The organism is Aromatoleum sp., assembly GCF_036675785.1.
In the GTDB taxonomy this organism is placed as follows: Bacteria; Pseudomonadota; Gammaproteobacteria; order Burkholderiales; family Rhodocyclaceae; genus Aromatoleum.
Genome location: NZ_JAKFEF010000066.1, coordinates 16,365 through 34,578 on the forward strand (window position 1 = coordinate 16,365; position 18,214 = coordinate 34,578).

At 66.9% G+C, this 18,214-nt stretch carries 17 protein-coding genes; 4 read left to right on the top strand and 13 right to left on the bottom strand.

The window, feature by feature from the left end; all coding sequences use genetic code 11:
• The first annotated feature begins 111 nt into the window (after positions 1–111).
• The 4 genes from madL (at position 112) to mdcH (ending at position 2,916) form a co-directional block, all read left to right on the top strand.
• Entirely contained in the window at positions 112–507 is a 396-nt protein-coding gene (gene madL, locus V6M37_RS13655) for a malonate transporter subunit MadL (RefSeq protein ID WP_332674143.1), read from the top strand.
• 6 nt (positions 508–513) lie between these two features.
• On the top strand, positions 514–1,278 hold the full coding sequence (madM, locus tag V6M37_RS13660) for a malonate transporter subunit MadM (protein WP_332674145.1): 765 nt from the start codon (positions 514–516) through the stop codon (positions 1,276–1,278).
• 61 nt (positions 1,279–1,339) lie between these two features.
• Positions 1,340–1,999 (top strand): malonate decarboxylase holo-ACP synthase, encoded by a 660-nt coding sequence (locus V6M37_RS13665; RefSeq protein WP_332674147.1) that lies wholly within the window; start codon positions 1,340–1,342, stop codon positions 1,997–1,999.
• On the top strand, positions 1,996–2,916 hold the full coding sequence (gene mdcH, locus V6M37_RS13670) for a malonate decarboxylase subunit epsilon (protein ID WP_332674149.1): 921 nt from the start codon (positions 1,996–1,998) through the stop codon (positions 2,914–2,916). The genes V6M37_RS13665 and mdcH overlap by 4 nt, the downstream gene beginning before the upstream one ends.
• 90 nt (positions 2,917–3,006) lie before the next feature.
• Here the strand turns inward: mdcH and V6M37_RS13675 are convergent, their stop codons facing one another.
• From V6M37_RS13675 to V6M37_RS13735, 13 genes are all read right to left on the bottom strand, one after another.
• Positions 3,007–4,365, bottom strand: coding sequence for an MFS transporter (locus V6M37_RS13675; protein ID WP_332674151.1), 1,359 nt, complete (start codon positions 4,363–4,365; stop codon positions 3,007–3,009).
• A gap of 154 nt (positions 4,366–4,519) precedes the next feature.
• On the bottom strand, positions 4,520–5,236 hold the full coding sequence (locus V6M37_RS13680) for an ABC transporter ATP-binding protein (protein ID WP_332674153.1): 717 nt from the start codon (positions 5,234–5,236) through the stop codon (positions 4,520–4,522).
• A complete protein-coding gene (locus V6M37_RS13685) occupies positions 5,229–5,975 on the bottom strand; it encodes an ABC transporter ATP-binding protein (RefSeq protein ID WP_332674258.1) in 747 nt (248 codons plus the stop codon). The genes V6M37_RS13680 and V6M37_RS13685 overlap by 8 nt, the downstream gene beginning before the upstream one ends.
• Positions 5,976–6,108: 133 nt before the next feature.
• Positions 6,109–7,086 (bottom strand): branched-chain amino acid ABC transporter permease, encoded by a 978-nt coding sequence (locus V6M37_RS13690; protein ID WP_332674155.1) that lies wholly within the window; start codon positions 7,084–7,086, stop codon positions 6,109–6,111.
• Position 7,087: 1 nt separating this feature from the next.
• The gene (locus V6M37_RS13695; protein ID WP_332674157.1) at positions 7,088–7,954 is read right to left on the bottom strand and encodes a branched-chain amino acid ABC transporter permease; all 867 of its coding nucleotides are present in this window, start codon (positions 7,952–7,954) and stop codon (positions 7,088–7,090) included.
• Between the two features lie 85 nt (positions 7,955–8,039).
• A complete protein-coding gene (locus V6M37_RS13700) occupies positions 8,040–9,227 on the bottom strand; it encodes an ABC transporter substrate-binding protein (protein WP_332674159.1) in 1,188 nt (395 codons plus the stop codon).
• Between the two features lie 260 nt (positions 9,228–9,487).
• Positions 9,488–11,089 (bottom strand): benzoate-CoA ligase family protein, encoded by a 1,602-nt coding sequence (locus tag V6M37_RS13705; RefSeq protein WP_332674161.1) that lies wholly within the window; start codon positions 11,087–11,089, stop codon positions 9,488–9,490.
• A gap of 179 nt (positions 11,090–11,268) precedes the next feature.
• Positions 11,269–12,015: a 3-oxoacyl-ACP reductase FabG gene (fabG, locus tag V6M37_RS13710; RefSeq protein ID WP_332674164.1), complete on the bottom strand. Its 747-nt coding sequence runs from the start codon at positions 12,013–12,015 to the stop codon at positions 11,269–11,271.
• Positions 12,016–12,156: 141 nt separating this feature from the next.
• Positions 12,157–13,287, bottom strand: coding sequence for a 6-oxocyclohex-1-ene-1-carbonyl-CoA hydratase (oah, locus tag V6M37_RS13715; RefSeq protein ID WP_332674166.1), 1,131 nt, complete (start codon positions 13,285–13,287; stop codon positions 12,157–12,159).
• Positions 13,288–13,323: 36 nt separating this feature from the next.
• The gene (gene had, locus V6M37_RS13720; protein ID WP_332674168.1) at positions 13,324–14,391 is read right to left on the bottom strand and encodes a 6-hydroxycyclohex-1-ene-1-carbonyl-CoA dehydrogenase; all 1,068 of its coding nucleotides are present in this window, start codon (positions 14,389–14,391) and stop codon (positions 13,324–13,326) included.
• A gap of 40 nt (positions 14,392–14,431) precedes the next feature.
• Positions 14,432–15,211: an enoyl-CoA hydratase/isomerase family protein gene (locus V6M37_RS13725; protein ID WP_332674170.1), complete on the bottom strand. Its 780-nt coding sequence runs from the start codon at positions 15,209–15,211 to the stop codon at positions 14,432–14,434.
• 147 nt (positions 15,212–15,358) lie between these two features.
• Positions 15,359–15,541, bottom strand: a complete 183-nt coding sequence (locus V6M37_RS13730; RefSeq protein ID WP_332674171.1) for a hypothetical protein — start codon at positions 15,539–15,541, stop codon at positions 15,359–15,361.
• A 12-nt stretch (positions 15,542–15,553) separates the two neighbouring features.
• Positions 15,554–18,103 carry an FAD-dependent oxidoreductase gene (locus V6M37_RS13735; RefSeq protein WP_332674174.1) on the bottom strand — a complete coding sequence of 850 codons (2,550 nt, stop codon included), beginning with the start codon at positions 18,101–18,103 and terminating at the stop codon, positions 15,554–15,556.
• Positions 18,104–18,214: the final 111 nt, after the last annotated feature.

The following is an 18,214-nucleotide window of genomic DNA, read 5'->3' on the forward strand; positions in this document are numbered from 1 at the left end:
GACATCGGGACGAACCCGGGCGAGCGGACAGGAGGAGACGAACTGCATCCGCCCGCGCCGAGCAGCACACCCCACAGGCGCCCAGCGCCGCATACCAGAAGGAGATTGATCATGACCATTTACGGAACCGGCCTGCTCGCAGCCTGCGTTCTCGCCGGGCTGTTCGTCGGCGACCTGCTCGGCAGCGCGATAGGCGTCAAGGCGAATGTCGGCGGCGTCGGCTTCGCGATGATTCTGCTGATCTTTTCGTCGGAATACCTGCGCAAGCGCGGCTGGCTGCCGCAGCCCACGAAGGAAGGCGTGCAGTTCTGGAGCGCGATCTACATTCCCGTCGTCGTCGCGATGGCCGCGCAGCAGAACGTCGTCGCCGCGCTCAAGGGCGGACCGGCCGCCATCCTCGCCGGCGTGCTCGCCGTCGTTGTCTGCTTCGCGCTGATTCCTGCCGTGGAGCGTATCGGCAAGGAGAAGCGCACCGAGCCCTTTCGCCCCCAGGCTGTGACGGAGTAACCGGAAATGGAAAAGCTGATCCTTGATGTCCTTACCAAGAACGGCATGCTCACCGGCTTCGCCGTCGTCGCGCTGACGATGCTGCTCTCCAACTGGCTCTCTGCGCGCTTCACGCGTGGCCGCCTGCACGGCTCGGCGATCGCCATCATGCTCGGCCTCGCGCTCGCCTATGTCAGCGGCGTGTTCACCGGCGGGCAAAAGGGCGTCGCCGACATGCCGATGCTGGCCGGGGTCGGCCTCATCGGCGGCGCGATGATTCGCGATTTCGCGATCACCGCGACCGCGTTCGGCGTGCATCTGGGTGAAATCCGCAAGGCGGGCGTGAGCGGGGTGGTGTCGCTCTTTGCCGGCGTGATCCTGTCCTTCGTCGTCGGCGCGGCGGTCGCCGCCGCGTTCGGGTACGACGACGCGGTCAGCATGGCCACGATCGGCGCCGGCGCGGTGACCTACATCGTCGGACCGGTGACCGGCGCGGCGATCGGTGCAAGCTCGGACGTGATGGCGCTGAGCATCGCCGCCGGACTCGTGAAATCGATCCTCGTGATGGTCGCCACGCCGTTCTTCGCCCGGACGATCCACCTCGACAACCCCCGCACCGCGATGGTGTTCGGCGGGATGATGGGGACCACCAGCGGCGTCTGCGGCGCGCTGGCCGCAATCGACCCGAAGCTGGTTCCGTACGGCGCGATGACCTCGACCTTCTACACGGGGCTCGGCTGCCTGATGGGACCTTCGGTGCTCTTCCTCGCCACCCAGGCGCTTGTCGGCTGACGAAGGGAGCGCGGGCGGACGTTCGTCCGCGCCTTCGACACTTACTGACCAGGACGCGACCATGAACTTCCCGCTCTCCCCCTTCCCGCGAAACGCCGTCTTTCACCCGCACGACCTGCTCTGGGTACGTTCACCGGAAGCGTTCCACCTCTTCCTGCCGGGCTGGGCGACCGGGAGTTGGCCGGTCGTCGTCCGCCGCGCCGAAACGAACCGTCCCGGCCTTGTCGCCGTCGGCCTGCGCGGCCGGACGCGCAGCGAACGGCAAGCCAACCTGGTTGCCGCCGCGGACGTCGTCCGCTCGGTGACTCCCGAAGCGCTTGCGCGTCACGTCGCCGACATCTGCTCGGTCGAGACGCTCGCGCCGCTCGTCGCCCTGCGAACGCTTGCTCCTTGGCTCGACGACCTCGGCCTGCCCTGGGGCCCGGCGGGGAGCGCGGGTTTCACGCTGGCGACGGGGAAATGCATGCTCGGGGCGGAGAGCGACCTCGACTTGGTCGTCCGCGCGATCCGCACGCCGAGCGAGGCGCAAATTGAAGGCCTGCGGGCCCTGCAGGGACGAGTCGCCTGCCGGCTCGATGTGCAGATCGACACTGGCCGAGGCGGATTCGCGCTCAACGAATGGCTCGCCGGACCGCGGCAGGTACTGCTGAAGACCGCGCGCGGCCCGGTCCTCGTGCGCGATCCATGGCAGCTCGTCGACGCCCAGGGAGTCGCCGCGTGAGCGCGCTGTTCACCTTTCCCGGTCAGGGATCCCAGCTGCCGGGCATGCTGCACGCGCTGCCCGACCATCCCGAAGTCTCCCGGACGCTCGCAGAGGCCGGCGACGCGCTCGGACGCGACCCGAGGGAGCTGGACGACGTGGACGCGCTCGCCTCCACCGTCGCCGTTCAGCTGTGCCTGCTAGTCGCCGGCGTCGCGATGGCCCGCGCGCTGACGGCGGAAGGGGCACCCCCGACGATGGTCGCCGGGATGTCCGCGGGCGCGTTCCCGGCGGCGGTCGTCGCCGGGGCGCTCGACCACCGCGACGCGCTTCACCTTGTTGCGCTCCGCGGGCGGCTGATGGAACGCTCGTTTCCGTCCGGCTTCGGCATGACGGCGGTGATCGGCCTCGAGCGCCATCAACTGGCCGCGCTCGTCGCGCAGGTCCATGCAACCGCTGCCCCGGTCTATCTCGCGAACCAGAACGCCGAGCGCCAGCTCGTCATCGCCGGCGCGGAAGCCGCGATGCAGGCCGTCGCCGAACTCGCGCTCCGAAACGGTGCGACGCGCGTCGAACGGCTCGACGTCGCCGTGCCGTCCCACTGCGCGTTGCTCGAACCCGCCTCTCGCGCGCTCGCGGAGGCCCTGTCCGCGGTGCGCCTGACGCCCCCCCGCGTGACCTACCTCAGCAGCAGCGCCGCCCGCGCGATCCACGATCCTGCTCGGCTGGCTGATGACCTCGCGACCAACATGGCGCGACCGGTGAACTGGCACGACACGGCGCGGCTCGGGTGGGAGCGCGGCGCCCGCATCGCGGTCGAGATGCCCACCGGCAGCGTGCTGACGGGCCTGACGCAGCCAGCCTTCGCCGACGGGCTGGCCGTGTGCAGCGAAAACAATCGCATCGAAACCCTGATCTCACTGATCACGCGGCAATAGCCGGCTGCAGGCCACGCGCGCCGAGCACCACGCGTGATCGCCCGGCGGCGCGACGGCCGCGTCGGTCGGCCGCCCCGCTCGCCTCGCGCATCAGTCCGTCACGGCCGCAATCTCGGCCGCGTACGCGAGCGGCGCTTCCTCGCTCGGCGCATGCGCCGCGTTGCGGGCGACGAGCGCAACGGCGATCGCCGCGATCGCCCCGGGAATCGCAAAGACCATGAAGTTGTATTCCAGCGGCATCGCCATCGCGAGCAGCGTGCCGCCGAGGATCGGCCCGACGATCGCGCCGGTGCGGCCGACGCCCGACGCCCAGCCGATGCCGGTCGAGCGGATCGCCATCGGATAGAACTGCGCGACGAACGCATACAGCAGGATCTGCGAGCCGATCGTCGTCGCGCCGGCGGCGGCGACGAGGAGATACAGCACCGGCGTCGGGCTCTTGTATCCGAGCAGGCTGATCGAGAACGCGGCGATCACGAAGAACACGACGAGCACGGTCTTGAGGTGCAGCCGGTCCGCGATGAAGCCGCCGCCAACCGCGCCGAAGATCGCACCGACGTTCAGCACGAGCAGGAACGACAGGCTCGACCCGAGTCCGTAGCCCGCCTGCGTCATCAGCTTCGGCAGCCACGACGCGAGCGCATAGACCATCAGCAGGCACATGAAGAACGCGACCCAGAACATCACCGTGCTCAACGCGCGCCCCTCCTTGAACAGCGCGACGAGCGACACGTGTGCGGTCTTGCCGGTCGGCATCGAGTAGCGGTCGGACGGCGACCCGCGGAACGACGGTTCGAGGCGGCCGAGCATGATCCCGGCTTCCGCGTCGCGCTTCGCGTGCAGCAGGAAGCCAATCGACTCCGGCAGCGAACGCAGCACGAGAGGCAGCAGGAGCAGCGGAATGATGGCGACGAAGAACACCGACGACCAGCCGAACGCCGGGATCAGGTACATGCCGAGACCGGCCGACAGCATGCCGCCGACCGAGTAGCCGCTGAACATGATCGCGACGAGCGTGGTGCGCACCTTCTTCGGCGAGTACTCGGTCATCAGCGCGACGACGTTCGGCATCACGCCGCCGATGCCGAGTCCGGCGATGAATCGACAGAGCCCGAATTCGGTCGGATTGCGCGCGAAGCCGTTGATGACCGTGAAGAAGCTGAACAGCACGACGCAGATCGCGATGACGCGCTTGCGTCCGTAACGGTCCGACATTGGGCCGAAGATCAGAGCGCCGAACATCATGCCGAACAACGCGTAGCTGCCGAGCGCCCCGGCCTGCATAGGCGTGAGGCCCCATTCCTGCATCAGCACGGGCAGCACGACCCCGTAAATGACAAGGTCGTAGCCGTCGAAGATGATGATCAACGAACACCAGAACAGAACGGTCCAGTGGAAGCGGTTGAACTTCGCGTTGTCGATAATCGGGTGCACATCGATATTTCGCATGTTGCCTTTCCTCGATACGTAGCTTGAATCTGTGTCTCGCCCGCGGGGGTCCGCGGGTCATGTTTCGAACGTCGGGATGTTCGCGATCCCGGTCAGAGCTCTCGCTCGCGCGGATCGCGTCGGCCGTGCCGGGGTTCAGCGGGGGACGAAGCCATCAGCCCGCGCCCAGATGCTTCTTCAGCAGTTCGGGTTGCTCGCGCAGCTCGCGGCTCGAGCCTTCGAACACCACGCGGCCTTTCACGAGGATCACGTTGCGGTCCGAGATCGACGTCACCGCAGCGTGGTTCTTGTCGACGACGATGGTCGCGATGCCGGTCGCGCGGATCTGCCGGATGATGTGCCAGATCTCCTTCGCGATCAGCGGCGCGAGCCCTTCGGTCGCCTCGTCGAGGATCAGGAGATCCGGATTGGTCATCAGCGCGCGGCCGATCGTCAGCATCTGCTGCTCGCCGCCGGACAACTGCCCGCCGCCGTGGGTCAGCCGTTCGCCGAGCCGCGGAAAGGTGTCGAGCACACGCTCGAAGGTCCAGTCGCGGCGCCCGTCGACGCCCGCCTTCGCGGCCATCATCAGGTTTTCACGCACCGACAGGTTCGGGAAAATCCCGCGGCCTTCCGGCACGTAGGCGATGCCCTTGCGCGCGATGAGATGCGGCGCCGCGCCGGTCATCGTCTTGCCGCACACCGACACGCGGCCATGGCGCGGACGCACGTGGCCGAGGAGGCTGCGGACGAGCGTCGTCTTGCCCATGCCGTTGCGCCCCATCAGGCCGAGCGTCTCGCCGCGGCGCACCGCGAAATCCACGCCGTGCAGCACGTGGCTGCCGCCGTAGAAGGAATGGAGGCCTTCCGCTTCGATCAGCACATCACTCATCGTCGTCCCCCGCTCCGAGGTAGGCTTCCTGCACCGCGAGACTCGTCCGGATCTGCTCCGGCGGCCCGCTCTCGAGCACCTGCCCGGTGACCATCACCGTGATGACGTCAGCCACGGCGAACACCGCGTCCATGTCGTGCTCGACGAGCAGGATCGCGTGCTCCGCCGACAGCTTCTGCAGCAGCGCGACCATGCGCTGCGACTCCTCCGACCCCATCCCCGCGAGCGGCTCGTCGAGCAGCAGCACCGACGGCGCGGTCGCGAGCACCATCGCGATCTCGAGTTGTCGCTGCTCGCCGTGCGAGAGCGTCGCGGCGACGACGTCGCGCCGCTCGGCGAGCCCCGCCTCCTCGAGCGCGCGGTCGGCCGTGTCGCACAGATCCGCGTAGCCCTGCGCCCGCGAGAAGATCCGCAGCGCGCGCGGCATGCGCGACTGCGCCGCGAGGCGGCAGTTCTCGAACACCGTGAAGGCGGGAAAGATGTTGGTCCGCTGGTAGCTGCGGCCGATGCCGGCGCGCGAACGCCGGTCGGGCCGCCAGCCGGAGATGTCCGTTCCGCGGTACAGGATCTTCCCCGACGACGGCGGCAGGTCGCCCGACAGCAGGTTGATCAGCGTGGATTTTCCGGCGCCGTTCGGCCCGAGCACCGCGTGCAGCACGCCGCGGTGCAGGTCGAGCGAGACGTCCTTGTTCGCGGCGAGTCCGCCGAACTGCCGCGACAGCCCGCGCGCGGCGAGCACGGGTTCGGCGGCGAGGAGTTCGGCGCGTGCACCGCGGCCTCCAGTCGTGGCCGTTTCAGGCTGACCCGACGGTCCGCGACCGGGCGCAGCGGAAGCGTGTGACGCCGACGCGGCACCCGTCGCCCAGATGAGTTCAACGCCCATTCGAACCTCCCCCGACGAGCAGACGGCGCAACCGCTGCGGAACGCTTGCCAACCCGCCCGGCAACAGCATGACGACGAGCACGATCACCGCGCCCATCAGGAACTGCCAGTGCTTCGTCAGCGCCGAGAACACCTCCTGCAACACGACGAACGCGAACGCGCCGATCGCGGCACCGTTGAGGCTGCCGATGCCGCCGAGGATCACCATCAGCAGCACGTTGCCCGACTGGTGCCACGACAGCAGCTCCGGCGTCACGAAGCCGAACTGGCATGCCGACAGGAAGCCCGCGAGCCCGGCGATGCCGCCCGCGATGACGAAGCCGGCGAGCTTGTACAGGAACACCGGGAAGCCGAGCGACACCATCCGGTGCTCGTTGCTCTTGATGCCGGCGAGCGCGTGGCCGAGCGGCGAGCGCAGCAGCACGCGCAGGAACACGTACGCGACGACGAGGAACAGCAGCACGAAGTAATAGAACAGGCGCGGATCGCCGAGGTCGAGCAGCACCGTCTCGCCGATCCGCAACTCGGGCTTGAAGTTGAGGAACACGCCGTCCGAGCCGCCGCCGAGCGGCGAGTCGTGGAAGATGAAGTAGATCATCTGCGCGAACGCGAGCGTCACCATGATGAAGTAGATACCCTTCGTCCTCAGCACGAACAGCCCGACGACGAACGCGACCGCCGCGGCGACGAGCACCGCGCCGGGCAGCACGAGCCACAGGCTCGCCGCCTCGTACTGCGGCGACAGCAGCACGACCGCGTACGCCGCGACGCCGAAGAACGCTGCGTGGCCGAAGCTGACGAGCCCGGTGAAGCCGACGAGCAGATCGAGGCTCATCGCGAAGATCGTCATGATCATGATCTTCGTCACCAGCTCGTTGTAGTAGTCCGAGCCGAACAGCGGGAAGACCGACAGCACCAGCAACGTCGCGATGAGCGCGTTGCGCGGATTCTTGAGCGCGGGGGGCATGTCAGATCCTCCGGAAGATGCCTTCCGGCCGCCACAGCAGTACCGCGGCCATCAGCAGATAGACAGTGAGCCCGGCGTAGTCCGGGATGATCACCTTGCCGAAAGTGTCGGCGAGCCCGATCAGCAGCGCCGCGACCAGCGCGCCCCAGATCGACCCGACACCGCCGATGACGACGACGACGAAGCAGATGATCAGCACCTGGTTGCCCATGCCCGGATACACCGAGGACACCGGCGCCGCGAGCATGCCGGCGAAAGCCGCGAGCGTGACGCCGAGCGCGAACACCAGCCGGTAGACGAGGTCGATGTCGATGCCGAGCGACTGCACCATCTCGCGGTTGCTGCTGCCCGCGCGGATCATCATGCCGAGCCGCGTGTGGCGGATCAGCCAGTACATCGCAATCGCGAGCACGATGCACACCGCGGAGATGAAGAGCCGGTAGACCGGGTAGCTCAGTGTGTCGGAGAGCTGCACCGACGCCGACAACAGTTCGGGGATCGCGACGCCGTGCACGTCGTCGCCGACGATCACGCTGCGCACCTCCTCGAACATCAGGATCAGCCCGTAGGTCAGCAGCACCTGGTCGAGGTGGTCGCGCTTGTAGAGCCGCGCGAACAGCGCCCACTCGAGCAGGAAGCCGATCGCCGCGCTGAGCGCGATCCCGAGCACGACGGCGATCAGCAGGTTGCCGGTCAGCGACGTCAGCGAGAACGCGATGTACGCGCCCATCATGTAGAAGCTGCCGTGCGCGAGGTTGATGATGCCCATGATGCCGAAGATCAGCGTCAGGCCGCTCGCGACGAGGAACAGCAGCAGCCCGTACTGCAGCGCATTCAGCAGTTGGATCAGGAAGGTCGTGAAATCCATGCAGACTCCCCTCCGGACGCCCTTGCCGGCGTCCGGATGATGTCGATCAGGCGAAGATCCGGGAGATGAATCCCGGACCGGACCGCTACATGCGGCAGCCGCGCGCGGGGTCCGCGAGCGCCTTGGCCGCAACGGCAACGACTTTGTTCTCCTTGCCTTCGACCTTCCGCAGATAGATGTCCTGCACGGGGTTGTGCGCCTTCGACAGTGTGAACTTGCCGCGCGGGCTGTCGATCGTCGCAGCTTCCATCGCCTTGATCAGCTCGGCGCGCTTCGACACGTCGCCGCCGACCGCAGCGAGCCCCGCCGCGAGCAATTGCGCCCCGTCGTAGCCCTGCACCGCATACACGTCCGGCTGCATCTTGAATGTCGACGAGTATGCCGCGCGGAACTCCTTGTCCTTCGGGATATCCAGCCCGTCGGCGTAATGCAGCGTCGTCAGCAGGCCTTCGGCGGCCGCACCTTGGGCGTCGAGCGTGCCGTCGGTGAGGAAGCCCGAGCCGTACAGCGGGATCGACTTCTTCAGGCCCGCTGCGTCGTAGTCCTTGACGAACTTCACCGCGCCGCCGCCGGCGAAGAACACGAACACCGCGTCGGGTTTCAGCGCGGCGATCTCGGTGAGGTAGGGCTGGAACTCGACGTTCGGGAACGGCAGGTACATTTCCTTGGCGATCTTGCCGCCGGCCTTCTCGAACGCTTCCTTGAAGCCCGCGACCGATTGCTCGCCGAACGAATATTTCCAGGACAGCGCAACGACGTTCTTGTGTCCGCGCTCGGCCATCACGTTGCCCATCGCGTAGGCCGGCTGCCAGGCCGAGAACGACGTGCGGAAGATGTTCGGCGCGCACAGCGGGCCGGTGATCTCGTCGGCACCGGCGTTCGGGACGATCAGCAGCGTCTTCGTCTCGCGGGCGACGCGGGCCATCGCGAGCGCGACGCCCGAATGCACCGTGCCGACGAGCACGTCGACGTTGTCGCGCTTGATCAGCTTGTTCGCGTTCTCCGGCGCCTTCGCCGCGTCGGATTCGTCGTCGACGGTGAAGTACTCGATCTCGCGCCCGCCGAGCTTGCCGCCGCCCTGCTCGACCGCGAGCTTGAAGCCGTTCGTGATCGCATTGCCCAGCGCCGCGTACGTGCCGGTGTAGGGCAGCATCAGTCCGACCCGGACCTTCTTCGCCCCTTGGGCGAACAGCGGCGCCGACGGCAGCGCGAGGCCCGCGGCGACTCCGAGGCCGGACAGCAGAAAATTGCGACGGTTGTATCCGTTGCTCATGACATCTCCTCCAGTGGTATGGCCGGTTTTCCGACTCGTATGACTTTTTTGCTTAACGCCGGCGTTGCCGCCGACGGATTTCCTGGTGCTCCTTGCCGCTTTACCCCTTCGCTTCGCTCACCGAATTGCGCGCCCGCGCCCCCGCGGTCGACTACAACCGCAGGATACACAGTGTTACGTCACACGTCAGATCGCAATGCCGCCCGCGCGTTCGCATTACGCCCCGCGCCGGACCGGCCTGAAGGATGCGGCAATCCGGCTCAATGCCCCGGCTGCGAGCGCAGCTTGAAGCGCTGGATCTTGCCGGTCGCCGTCTTCGGCAGCTCTTCGACGAACTCGATCCACCGCGGGTACTTGTACGGGGCAAGCTTCGCCTTCACGTGCCGCTTGAGCTCGTCGGGCAATTCGGTCGAAGGCTGCAGGCCGGGCTTCAGCACGACGAACGCCAGCGGCTTGATCAGGCCATCGACGTCGGCCTTGCCGACGACCGCCGCCTCGAGCACGACCTCGTGCGTGATCAGCGCGGATTCGACTTCGATCGGCGACACGTAGATGCCGCCGACCTTCAGCATGTCGTCGTTGCGGCCGGCATAGACGAAGTTCCCGTCGGCGTCCTGGGAGTACTTGTCGCCGCTGCGCGTCCACTGGCCGGCGAAGGTTTCGCGGCTCTTCGTGCGGTTGTTCCAGTAGAACGCGGCGCTCGTCGGCCCGCGCACCTGCAGCTCGCCCGACTCTCCGGGCGCGACTGGCTCGCCGTCGTCGCCGACGAGGCGAAGCTCGTAGCCCGGAACGGGCTTGCCGCTGGTGCCGTAGCGGACCTCGCCGGCACGGTTCGACAGGAAGATGTGCAGCATTTCGGTGGAACCGAGGCCGTCGAGGATCTCAACACCGAAATGCTCGGTCCAGCGGCGGCCGACGTCCGCCGGCAGCGCTTCGCCGGCCGACGAGCAGCGCCGCATCGCGACTTCGGTGCGCGCCGGCAGTTCCGGACTCACGAGCATCGACGCGAAGAGCGTCGGCACGCCGCAGAAGATCGTCGGCTTGTGCTTGCGCAGCACGTTCGACACCGACGCCGGCGTCGGACGCTCCGACATCAGCACCGCGGTCGCGCCGGCGGCGAGCGGGAACGTCAGCCCGTTGCCGAGCCCGTAGGCGAAGAAGAGCTTCGCCGCCGAGAACACGACGTCGTCCTCGGTCACGCCGAGCACCGGCTTCGCGTACAGCTCCGCGGTGTTGATCAGGCTCGAATGCACATGGACCGTTCCCTTCGGCGCCCCGGTCGAGCCCGACGAGTACAACCAGAAACAGGGATCGTCGACACAGGTGAGCGCCGGTTCGAACGGCGGACGCGGCGCGGCGATCAGCTCGGCGAAGTCCAGGTGCCCGCCGCGCGTGCCGGCGTCCCCGCCGGAGACGATGACATTCTTGACGAACGGACTTCCCTCGATCGCGCTGTCGAACGCCGGCAGCAGCAACGACGAGACGACGAGCGCCCGCGCGCGGCTGTCGCGCAGCATGTAGCTGTAGTCGGACGCGGTGAGCAGGGTATTGACCGGCACCGGCACGGCGCCGGCCTTGATGCAGCCGAGGAAGGCGGTCGGGAAGTCGACGGTGTCGAGCAGGCACAGCAGCACCCGCTCCTCCATCCGCACGCCCAGTTCGGACAGCGCATGCGCGAAACGGTCGACCCGTTCGGCGAGCTGCGCGTACGTGTAGCTGCCGCGGTCGTCGATGACGGCAGTCTTGCTGCCGCGTCCGGCGCGCAGATTGCGCTCGATCAGGTCGTGCGCCGCGTTGTAATCGCGCGGGATCGTGATCCGCGGGGGGATCGTACCGTGGTCGGCGCTACTGAGTTCTGCCATCTTCCTCGTCTCCAGTTTCTGCTTTTATTCGCTCCGGGCCCGCTCGCGCCGGTCCGGACATGCGGTAGTCGCCCCGTGTCCGTCCGGGCCCGCGGCTCTGCCGCGCGCCCGTGACGGCCGCCCCCGCGACGGCCCGTAAGCGCGAGGGCCGCTTGCGCGGCCCCCGCGTCGACTCCACGTCAGTTGATCGTCATCCCTCCGTCGGCCGCGAGCACCTGGCCGGTCACGTAGCTCGACGCATCCGATGCGAAGAACACGAACACCGGCGTGATCTCCTCGGGCTCGGCCCAGCGGCCCAGCGGGATACGGTCGAGATATTTTTCCTTGAACCGGTCGTCGGTGCGAATCGTCTCGGTCATCGGCGTTGCCGCCCCCGGCGCGATCGCGTTCGCGGTGATGTTGTAGCGCGCGAGCTCCTTCGCGGTGCTCTTCGTCATGCCGAGGATGCCGGCCTTCGCGGCGCTGTAGTTGATCTGGCCGATCGTGCCGAGCACGCCCGCGGCCGAGGTCACGTAGAGGATGCGGCCGTAGCGCCGTTCGATCATGCCGCCGACGACCGCCTGCAGACAGTTGAACGCGCCGTTCAGGTGCACGTTAAGCACCTGCTGCCATTGTTCGCCGGTCATCTTGTTGAGCATCGCGGTGCGCGTGATGCCGGCGTTGTTGACTAGGATGTCGATCCGGCCCCAGCGCTTTTCGACTTCGCCCGCCATCGCTTCGACCTGTTCGCGGTTCGAGACGTCGCAGGCGACGCCGATCGCATCTCCGCCGCGCTCGACGATGTCCGCCGCGACCCGCTGTGCGGCGTCGAGGTTCAGGTCGATGACGGCGACTTTCGCGCCTTCCCGCGCATACGCCGCCGCGACCGCCGCGCCGATGCCTTGCCCGGCGCCGGTCACGATTGCGACCCTGTCCTTCAGTTGCATGTCTGGTCCCCTTTATTGGCGGGAAGCGGCTCGGCTATCGTCGCGAGCCGCACTCCTCGCTCTTCCCCGAATGGAAAAAAAATGGGGTGAGTTAAGGACGGGTAGTCCGCCCTCACCCCGGGAAGGGAGAGGCCTTGAAAACTACGATTTCGGTTTCGCGAGGACCTGCTCGGCGAAGTTGTCGTCGAACACCGCGCCTTCGGCGACGAGCTGGCGATACTTGATGAAGTCGATGACGTCCTTGCCGGTGGCCTTCTTGTTGTTGAAGGCCGTGAAGCCGAGGTACGCCTCGTGGTTCATGTTCGCCGCGAGCCAATGCCGGTTTGCGAGCTTCATCTGGTCCCAGAAGAACTTCTTCTTGCCACGGATGCCGTCGATCGACTTGATCAGGCAGCCCGGGAAGAGATTGGCGAACTTCCACACCAGCGCATTGACCTCGGCGTCGAGCTTCGAGAAGTCCGTCGTGCACTGCGCGATCAGCTCCTTCGCCGCCTTCGCCTTGTCGGCCGCCACCGATTCGCCGTAGACCAGCTCGCCGTCATCGACGAAGGCGTCGGTGCGCACAAGCGGGTTGCGGACCCATTCGCCGTCCTTCTTCAGCACCGGCACGACCTTCGTGACGAGGTTCTTCGACTTCATCTTGTACGCGCTCCACGGCTCGCACGAGATGCAGTTGTACATCGCGTCTTCCATGTTCAGCATCCACGGCAGGAAGTCGGTCGAGCCACCGTCGGGCGCGCTGCCGTGCTTCGGGCCGGCCTGGCCGAACACCGCCATGTCGGAGGTGATCGTGATGTCGGTCGCCATGCCGATTTCCTGGCCGCCGCCGACGCGCATGCCGTTCACGCGGCAGATCACCGGCTTCTTGCAGTTCAGGATGCCGTCGACCATGGCGTTGAAGAGATCCATGTACTCGCCGTATTCGTTCGGGCGCTGGGCGTAGTACGACGCGTACTCGGCGGTGTTGCCGCCGGTGCAGAACGCCTTGTCGCCGACCGCGGTGAACACCGCCGCGACGATGGTGCGATCGCTCGATGCGCGCTGGAAGCCGGCGATGATCGCCTTGACCATCTCGGTCGTGTAGGAGTTGTACTGCGTGGGGTTGTTCAGGATGATCCACGCCGCGTACAGACCCGGAACCGCGTTGCCCTGCGGGTCGGTCACCGGACGCTTCTCGAAGAGAACCGAGGGCGCCTCCGTGCCGAAATGCTCTTCGCCGAGCAGGGAGTGGTCCTTGGTGTGGTTGTCGCGGGGCAGCCAGTCGAGTGCCATGAGTTGTCTCCTGTATTTTCGGGTGGTCAGCGTGGATCAGAAATCGGGCGTCAGCACGACGCGCCGCTTGAGTTTGCCGTGGTGCGCCTCGTCGAAGACCTGTTCGATCTGGCTCATCGGCCGCGTTTCGACGAAGGGTCCGAGCTGGATGCGACCGTCGAGGCACATGTCGCGCACGGCCGCGTAGCGGTCCGGCGGGCAGCCCCAGGTGCCGATGATTTCGGCGTCGAAGGCCATCAGCTTCGACAACATGTACGTCGTCTCGGCCGTGCCGTAGCCGACGATGACGAGCTTGCCCGTGAAGGACAGCAGCGACAGCGCGAGCTCCTGGCCGGGCTTGCTGCCGGTCACCTCGAAGATCTTCCAGCCGTAATTCGACGGCAGGCCGCGCTCCTTGCAGAAACCCTTGAAGAGTTCCTTGACCTCCTTCGCGCTCTTGTCCTTCGGGTTGATGATGAAGTCGGCACCGTAGTCCTTCATCATCACGAGCTTTTCCTCGTTGATGTCGATGCCGATGACGGCCTTCGCGCCCATGCCCTTCGCGGTCTGGACCATGAAGCTGCCGACGCCGCCGGCGGCGCCGACGACGATCACGAGATCGTCCTTCTTCAGATCCGCGCGCACCGCGGCCTGGTATGGCGTCGTCACCGCGTCGGCGACGACCGACAGGTGCTCGAGCGGCGTGTCGCCGCGGTTCTCGACGACGCAAAGGTACTTCGACTGCGCGACGATGTGGCTCGAATACCCACCGTAGATGCCCATCGAGTTGCCCGGCATCTTCTGCGACAGGCAGCGGTTGCCGCGGCCGGTATGGCACAGCTCGCACTCGCCGCACGGGATCACCGCCGGGACGATGACTTCCTTGCCGATCATCGACGGTTCGCCACCGATCACAGTGCCCGAGATCTCGTGGCCGAGCGACAGCGGGGGCTTCTGCACCGTCGGCACACCCATGTAGAAGTACGACAGGTCGGTGTGGCAGACGCCGCAACCGGCGATCTTGACGACGACGTCACCCGGCGCGAGGTCCGGCATCGGCACTTGGGTCTTCTTCAGGGTGCCCGGCTCGGTCATCTGCCAGGTATCGATGAATTGTGGAATCACGCTCGTCTCCAGTTATCTTCGTTCGGTCGTAGATCGCGGCTCAGCAGTTGCGCCACACCGGCTTGCGCTTCTCGAGGAAGGCGGCGAGCCCTTCTTTCGCGTCCTCGGTCGCCATCAGTTCGTTCAGGTAGATGTTCTCGGCCGCGTCAAGCGCGGCGCCGAACGGCTTGCCCGCGGCGGCACGGATCGTCTTGCGCGTCGAGGCGAGCGCGGCGCGCGAAAGCGCGAGGTACGGGGCGACGAAGGCCGCGACGTCGTCGCGGAATGTCTCCTTCGCAAAGACGCGGTTCACCAGACCGATCGCCTTCGCCTCGTCGGCGCCGATGTTCTCGCCGCCGAGCAGGAGTTCCATCGCCCGAGCCGGCGGTACGAGCCGCGGCAGCAGCACGGCCGCGATCGGCGGGAACACGGCGAGCTTGATTTCCGGCTGGCCGAACTTGGCGTTCGCCGACGCGACGATCATGTCGCAGGCGATCGCGAGTTCCATGCCGCCGCCGAGCGCGACGCCATTGACGGCGGCGAGCGTCGGGATCGGCAACTGCTCCATGCGACGGAAGATGCCGTGGAACACCTCGATCATCCGGTCGACTTTGTCCGGCGTGTGGTCCGCGACCTCGACGCCGGCCGAAAACGCCTTCTCGCCCGCGCCGGTGACGACGAGCAGCTTGACGTCGGGCGCCGCGACACACAGATCGAGCGCCGCGTTGACCTCTTCCATCGTCGGGATGTCGAGGACGTTGAACGGCGGCCGGTTGATGGTCAGCGTCGCCAGACCGTCGGCGACGCCGTAGGTGATGAACTGGAATTGCGATTGCGTCATGTTGTCTCCCGTGTTCCCCGTTATTTCCGGGTTTTTCTCTCGGTTGCTGGCTGGTGTTGGTGACTTCTCTTGTTTCGGTTCCGGCTCAAGCCCCGCGTGGGCAGGCGTGGGTCGGACCGTTCCCGCACGCGATATCCGACGGGGTGCTCATTCCTGGTCCCGGCGCTGCAGCCGGTACGGACACACCGCGTCGCAGTCGGCGCAGCAGACTTCGCCGTCGCAGCGGATGTGCCACAAATCCGCGCCGCAGTTCGTGCACCGGCATCTACCTTCGGCCGACAAGGTCGGCCGGACTTCCTCGGCCGACCAGAAATCGATGACCTGTCCCATGTCCGTGTCTCCTCAGAACAGGTCGTCGAGTTCGTCCGATCCGCCTCCGGGCATCTTTCCGTACTGCTGCAGGTAGGCCTGGATCATCTGGCTTTCGCGCGACGTGAACATCGCCGCTTCCTCGAACACGAAGTTCGTCGCCTCGGCCCCGCGTTCGAGCTGCTCCGTCAGGCCTTCGCGCAGGTTTTCGACGCCCTTGATCATCAGCACGTTCTTGTCGTCGTCGAGCAGCTGGAACACGCCCGCCTCCGTCGGCACCGCTGCAATGGACGCTTCGTCGAACTTCAGCGACGTCTCGGGCGGCAGCACCGCGTCGGCGATCTTCGGCGCGAGGTTGCACTTGAAGCAGCGCGCAGCCTCGGCGCGGGCGGTCGCGTCGTCGAACGCGAGTTCGACTTCGTCCCAGCCGCTGCGCTTTTCCGGCGACAGCAGGATCGGATGGAACTTGCGGACCTTGTTGAAGCCGTCCTTGCGGCCGATCCACGGGTTCGTTTCCCAGCCGTCGCGCAGCAGCACTTCGGAGATGTCGCCGTCGCCGCCGAGCGCGAGGTCCATCGCCGAAGCCGCGACGCGACCCTGGGCGACCGACTCGATCAGCGTCGAGGGTCCGAGCACGCAGTCGCCGCCGGCGTAGATGCCGGGCCGGCTCGTCAGCATCGAATCCTCGCGCACGGTGACGCGGCCCTTGCGGTCGGTCGCGACGCCGAAACCTTCGAAGCGTTTGGGATGCTGGCCGACGGCCGAGATCACGAGATCGACGCCTTCGGTGATTTCCTCGCCGGTCTCGACCGGGCGGCGGCGGCCGGACGCGTCCGCTTCGCCGAGGCTCATCTTCGCGTAGGTGATCTCCAGCCGCGATCCGTTGCGGCCCGGCTCGATCTTCTTCGGCGCGAGCAGGTAGCGGATATTGACGCCCTCGTCGAGGCAGCCGTCAAACTCGTCCTGGCGCGCCGGCATTTCCTCGCGGGTGCGGCGGTAGACCATGTCGACGTCGGCGCCGAAGCGGCGCGACGAGCGCGCGTTGTCGGTCGCGACGTTGCCACCGCCGATCACCGCGACCTTCTTGCCGGTCTGGATGCCGTCGGGCGTATTCACCAGCCCCATCGTGACCGCCTGCAGATAGGTCGGGCTGTCGACGACGCCGGGCAAGTCGTCGCCGGGGATGCCGAGCTTGTCGCCGCCCTGGCAGCCGATGCCGATGAACACCGCCTCGTAGCCGTCGGCGAAGAGGTCATCGACATTCTCGACGCGCGTCTCGAAGCGGAACTCGACGCCGACCGCGGCGACTTCAGCGATCTCGTCGTCGATGACCTCGGCCGGCACGCGGTACGACGGGATGCCGTAACGCGCCATGCCGCCGCCGGCGGGCTGCGCGTCGAAAAGGGTGACGGTGTGGCCCTGCTTCGCGAGGTAATACGCGGCGGTCAGGCCGGCCGGACCGGCGCCGATAATCGCGGCCTTCTTCCCGGTCGCGGGCAGCTTCTTCGAAAACTCGCGCCACAGGCCGGTATCGTTGTCCGCGGCGATGCGCTTGAGGTTGCGGATCGACAGCGGATCGTCGAGCTGACCGCGACGGCACGCGGTCTCGCACATTGCGAAGCACGCGCGGCCGAGGATGCCGGGGAACGGCAGCTTTTCGCGGACGACCGCGATCGCCTCGCCGTACTTGCCTTCGGCGGCGAGCTGCACGTAGCGCGGCACGTCGATGCCGGCCGGACAGGCGGACTTGCACGGCACCATCGACTCTTCGCGGTGCGCGGGGTCGAGCGTGCGGTCCATCAGCGCGCCGGTCGGGCAGACGGTCACGCAGGCCTGACAGAACGTGCAGCCGGATTCGATCAGCGTCGGCGCGATCGTGCCGACGTAGGTGCGCTTGCCTTGCGGCGTCTCGACTTCCTTCACTTCGAGACAGCCGACGCCACGCACGTCGTTACAGGCGACGAGGCAACGGCGGCAGTCGATACAGAGGTTGTAGTCGCGGTCGAAGAACGGCTCGTTCTTGATGATCGGCAACTGCACCGGCTTGTACGGCGGGGTCGTGTTCGGGATGCCGATGAAATCGGACACCTTGCGCAGCTCGCAGCTCGAGAAGATCGTGCAGCAGCGGGTTTCCTGCGGGTTGCCGTACGAGCACTGCGAACGCGAACAGCCTTCGCGCTGCGGACAGGTGAGGCAGACATGCGGGTGCGGCCCGAGGATCTTTGCGAGGCTCGCCTGGCGCGATTCCTGGATCGCGGGAGATTGCGTCTTGATGACGAGGCCGGCTTCGACCGGCATCGAACAGGCCTTGACGAGGCCGTCGGAGCCCTCGACTTCGACCATGCAGAGGTTGCAGCCACCGTCGCCGGCGCCGCGCTGGCCGGCGGGCGGCAGATCGGGGTGCGCGCACAGCGCGGGGATGTAGAGGCCGGCCGCGGTCGCCGCATTGAGCACCGATGCGCCAGCGGGCGCTTCGACCTGGACGCCGTCGATCGTCAGCTTCACCGGCGCGCCGAACTCCGGCATTCCGGTCTTGCGGCTCGCCTTCCACCATCTGATTTCGGTTGTCTGTGCGCCTTCCATCACTCCATCTCCTCAAACGCTGCTATCGGCGGTTCGATCCGCTCTGTGCAGCCGCCGGGTGCGGCGACTGCGTCTGTTGGTTGAGCGGGATGTTTCTTCCCGCCCAGGCCG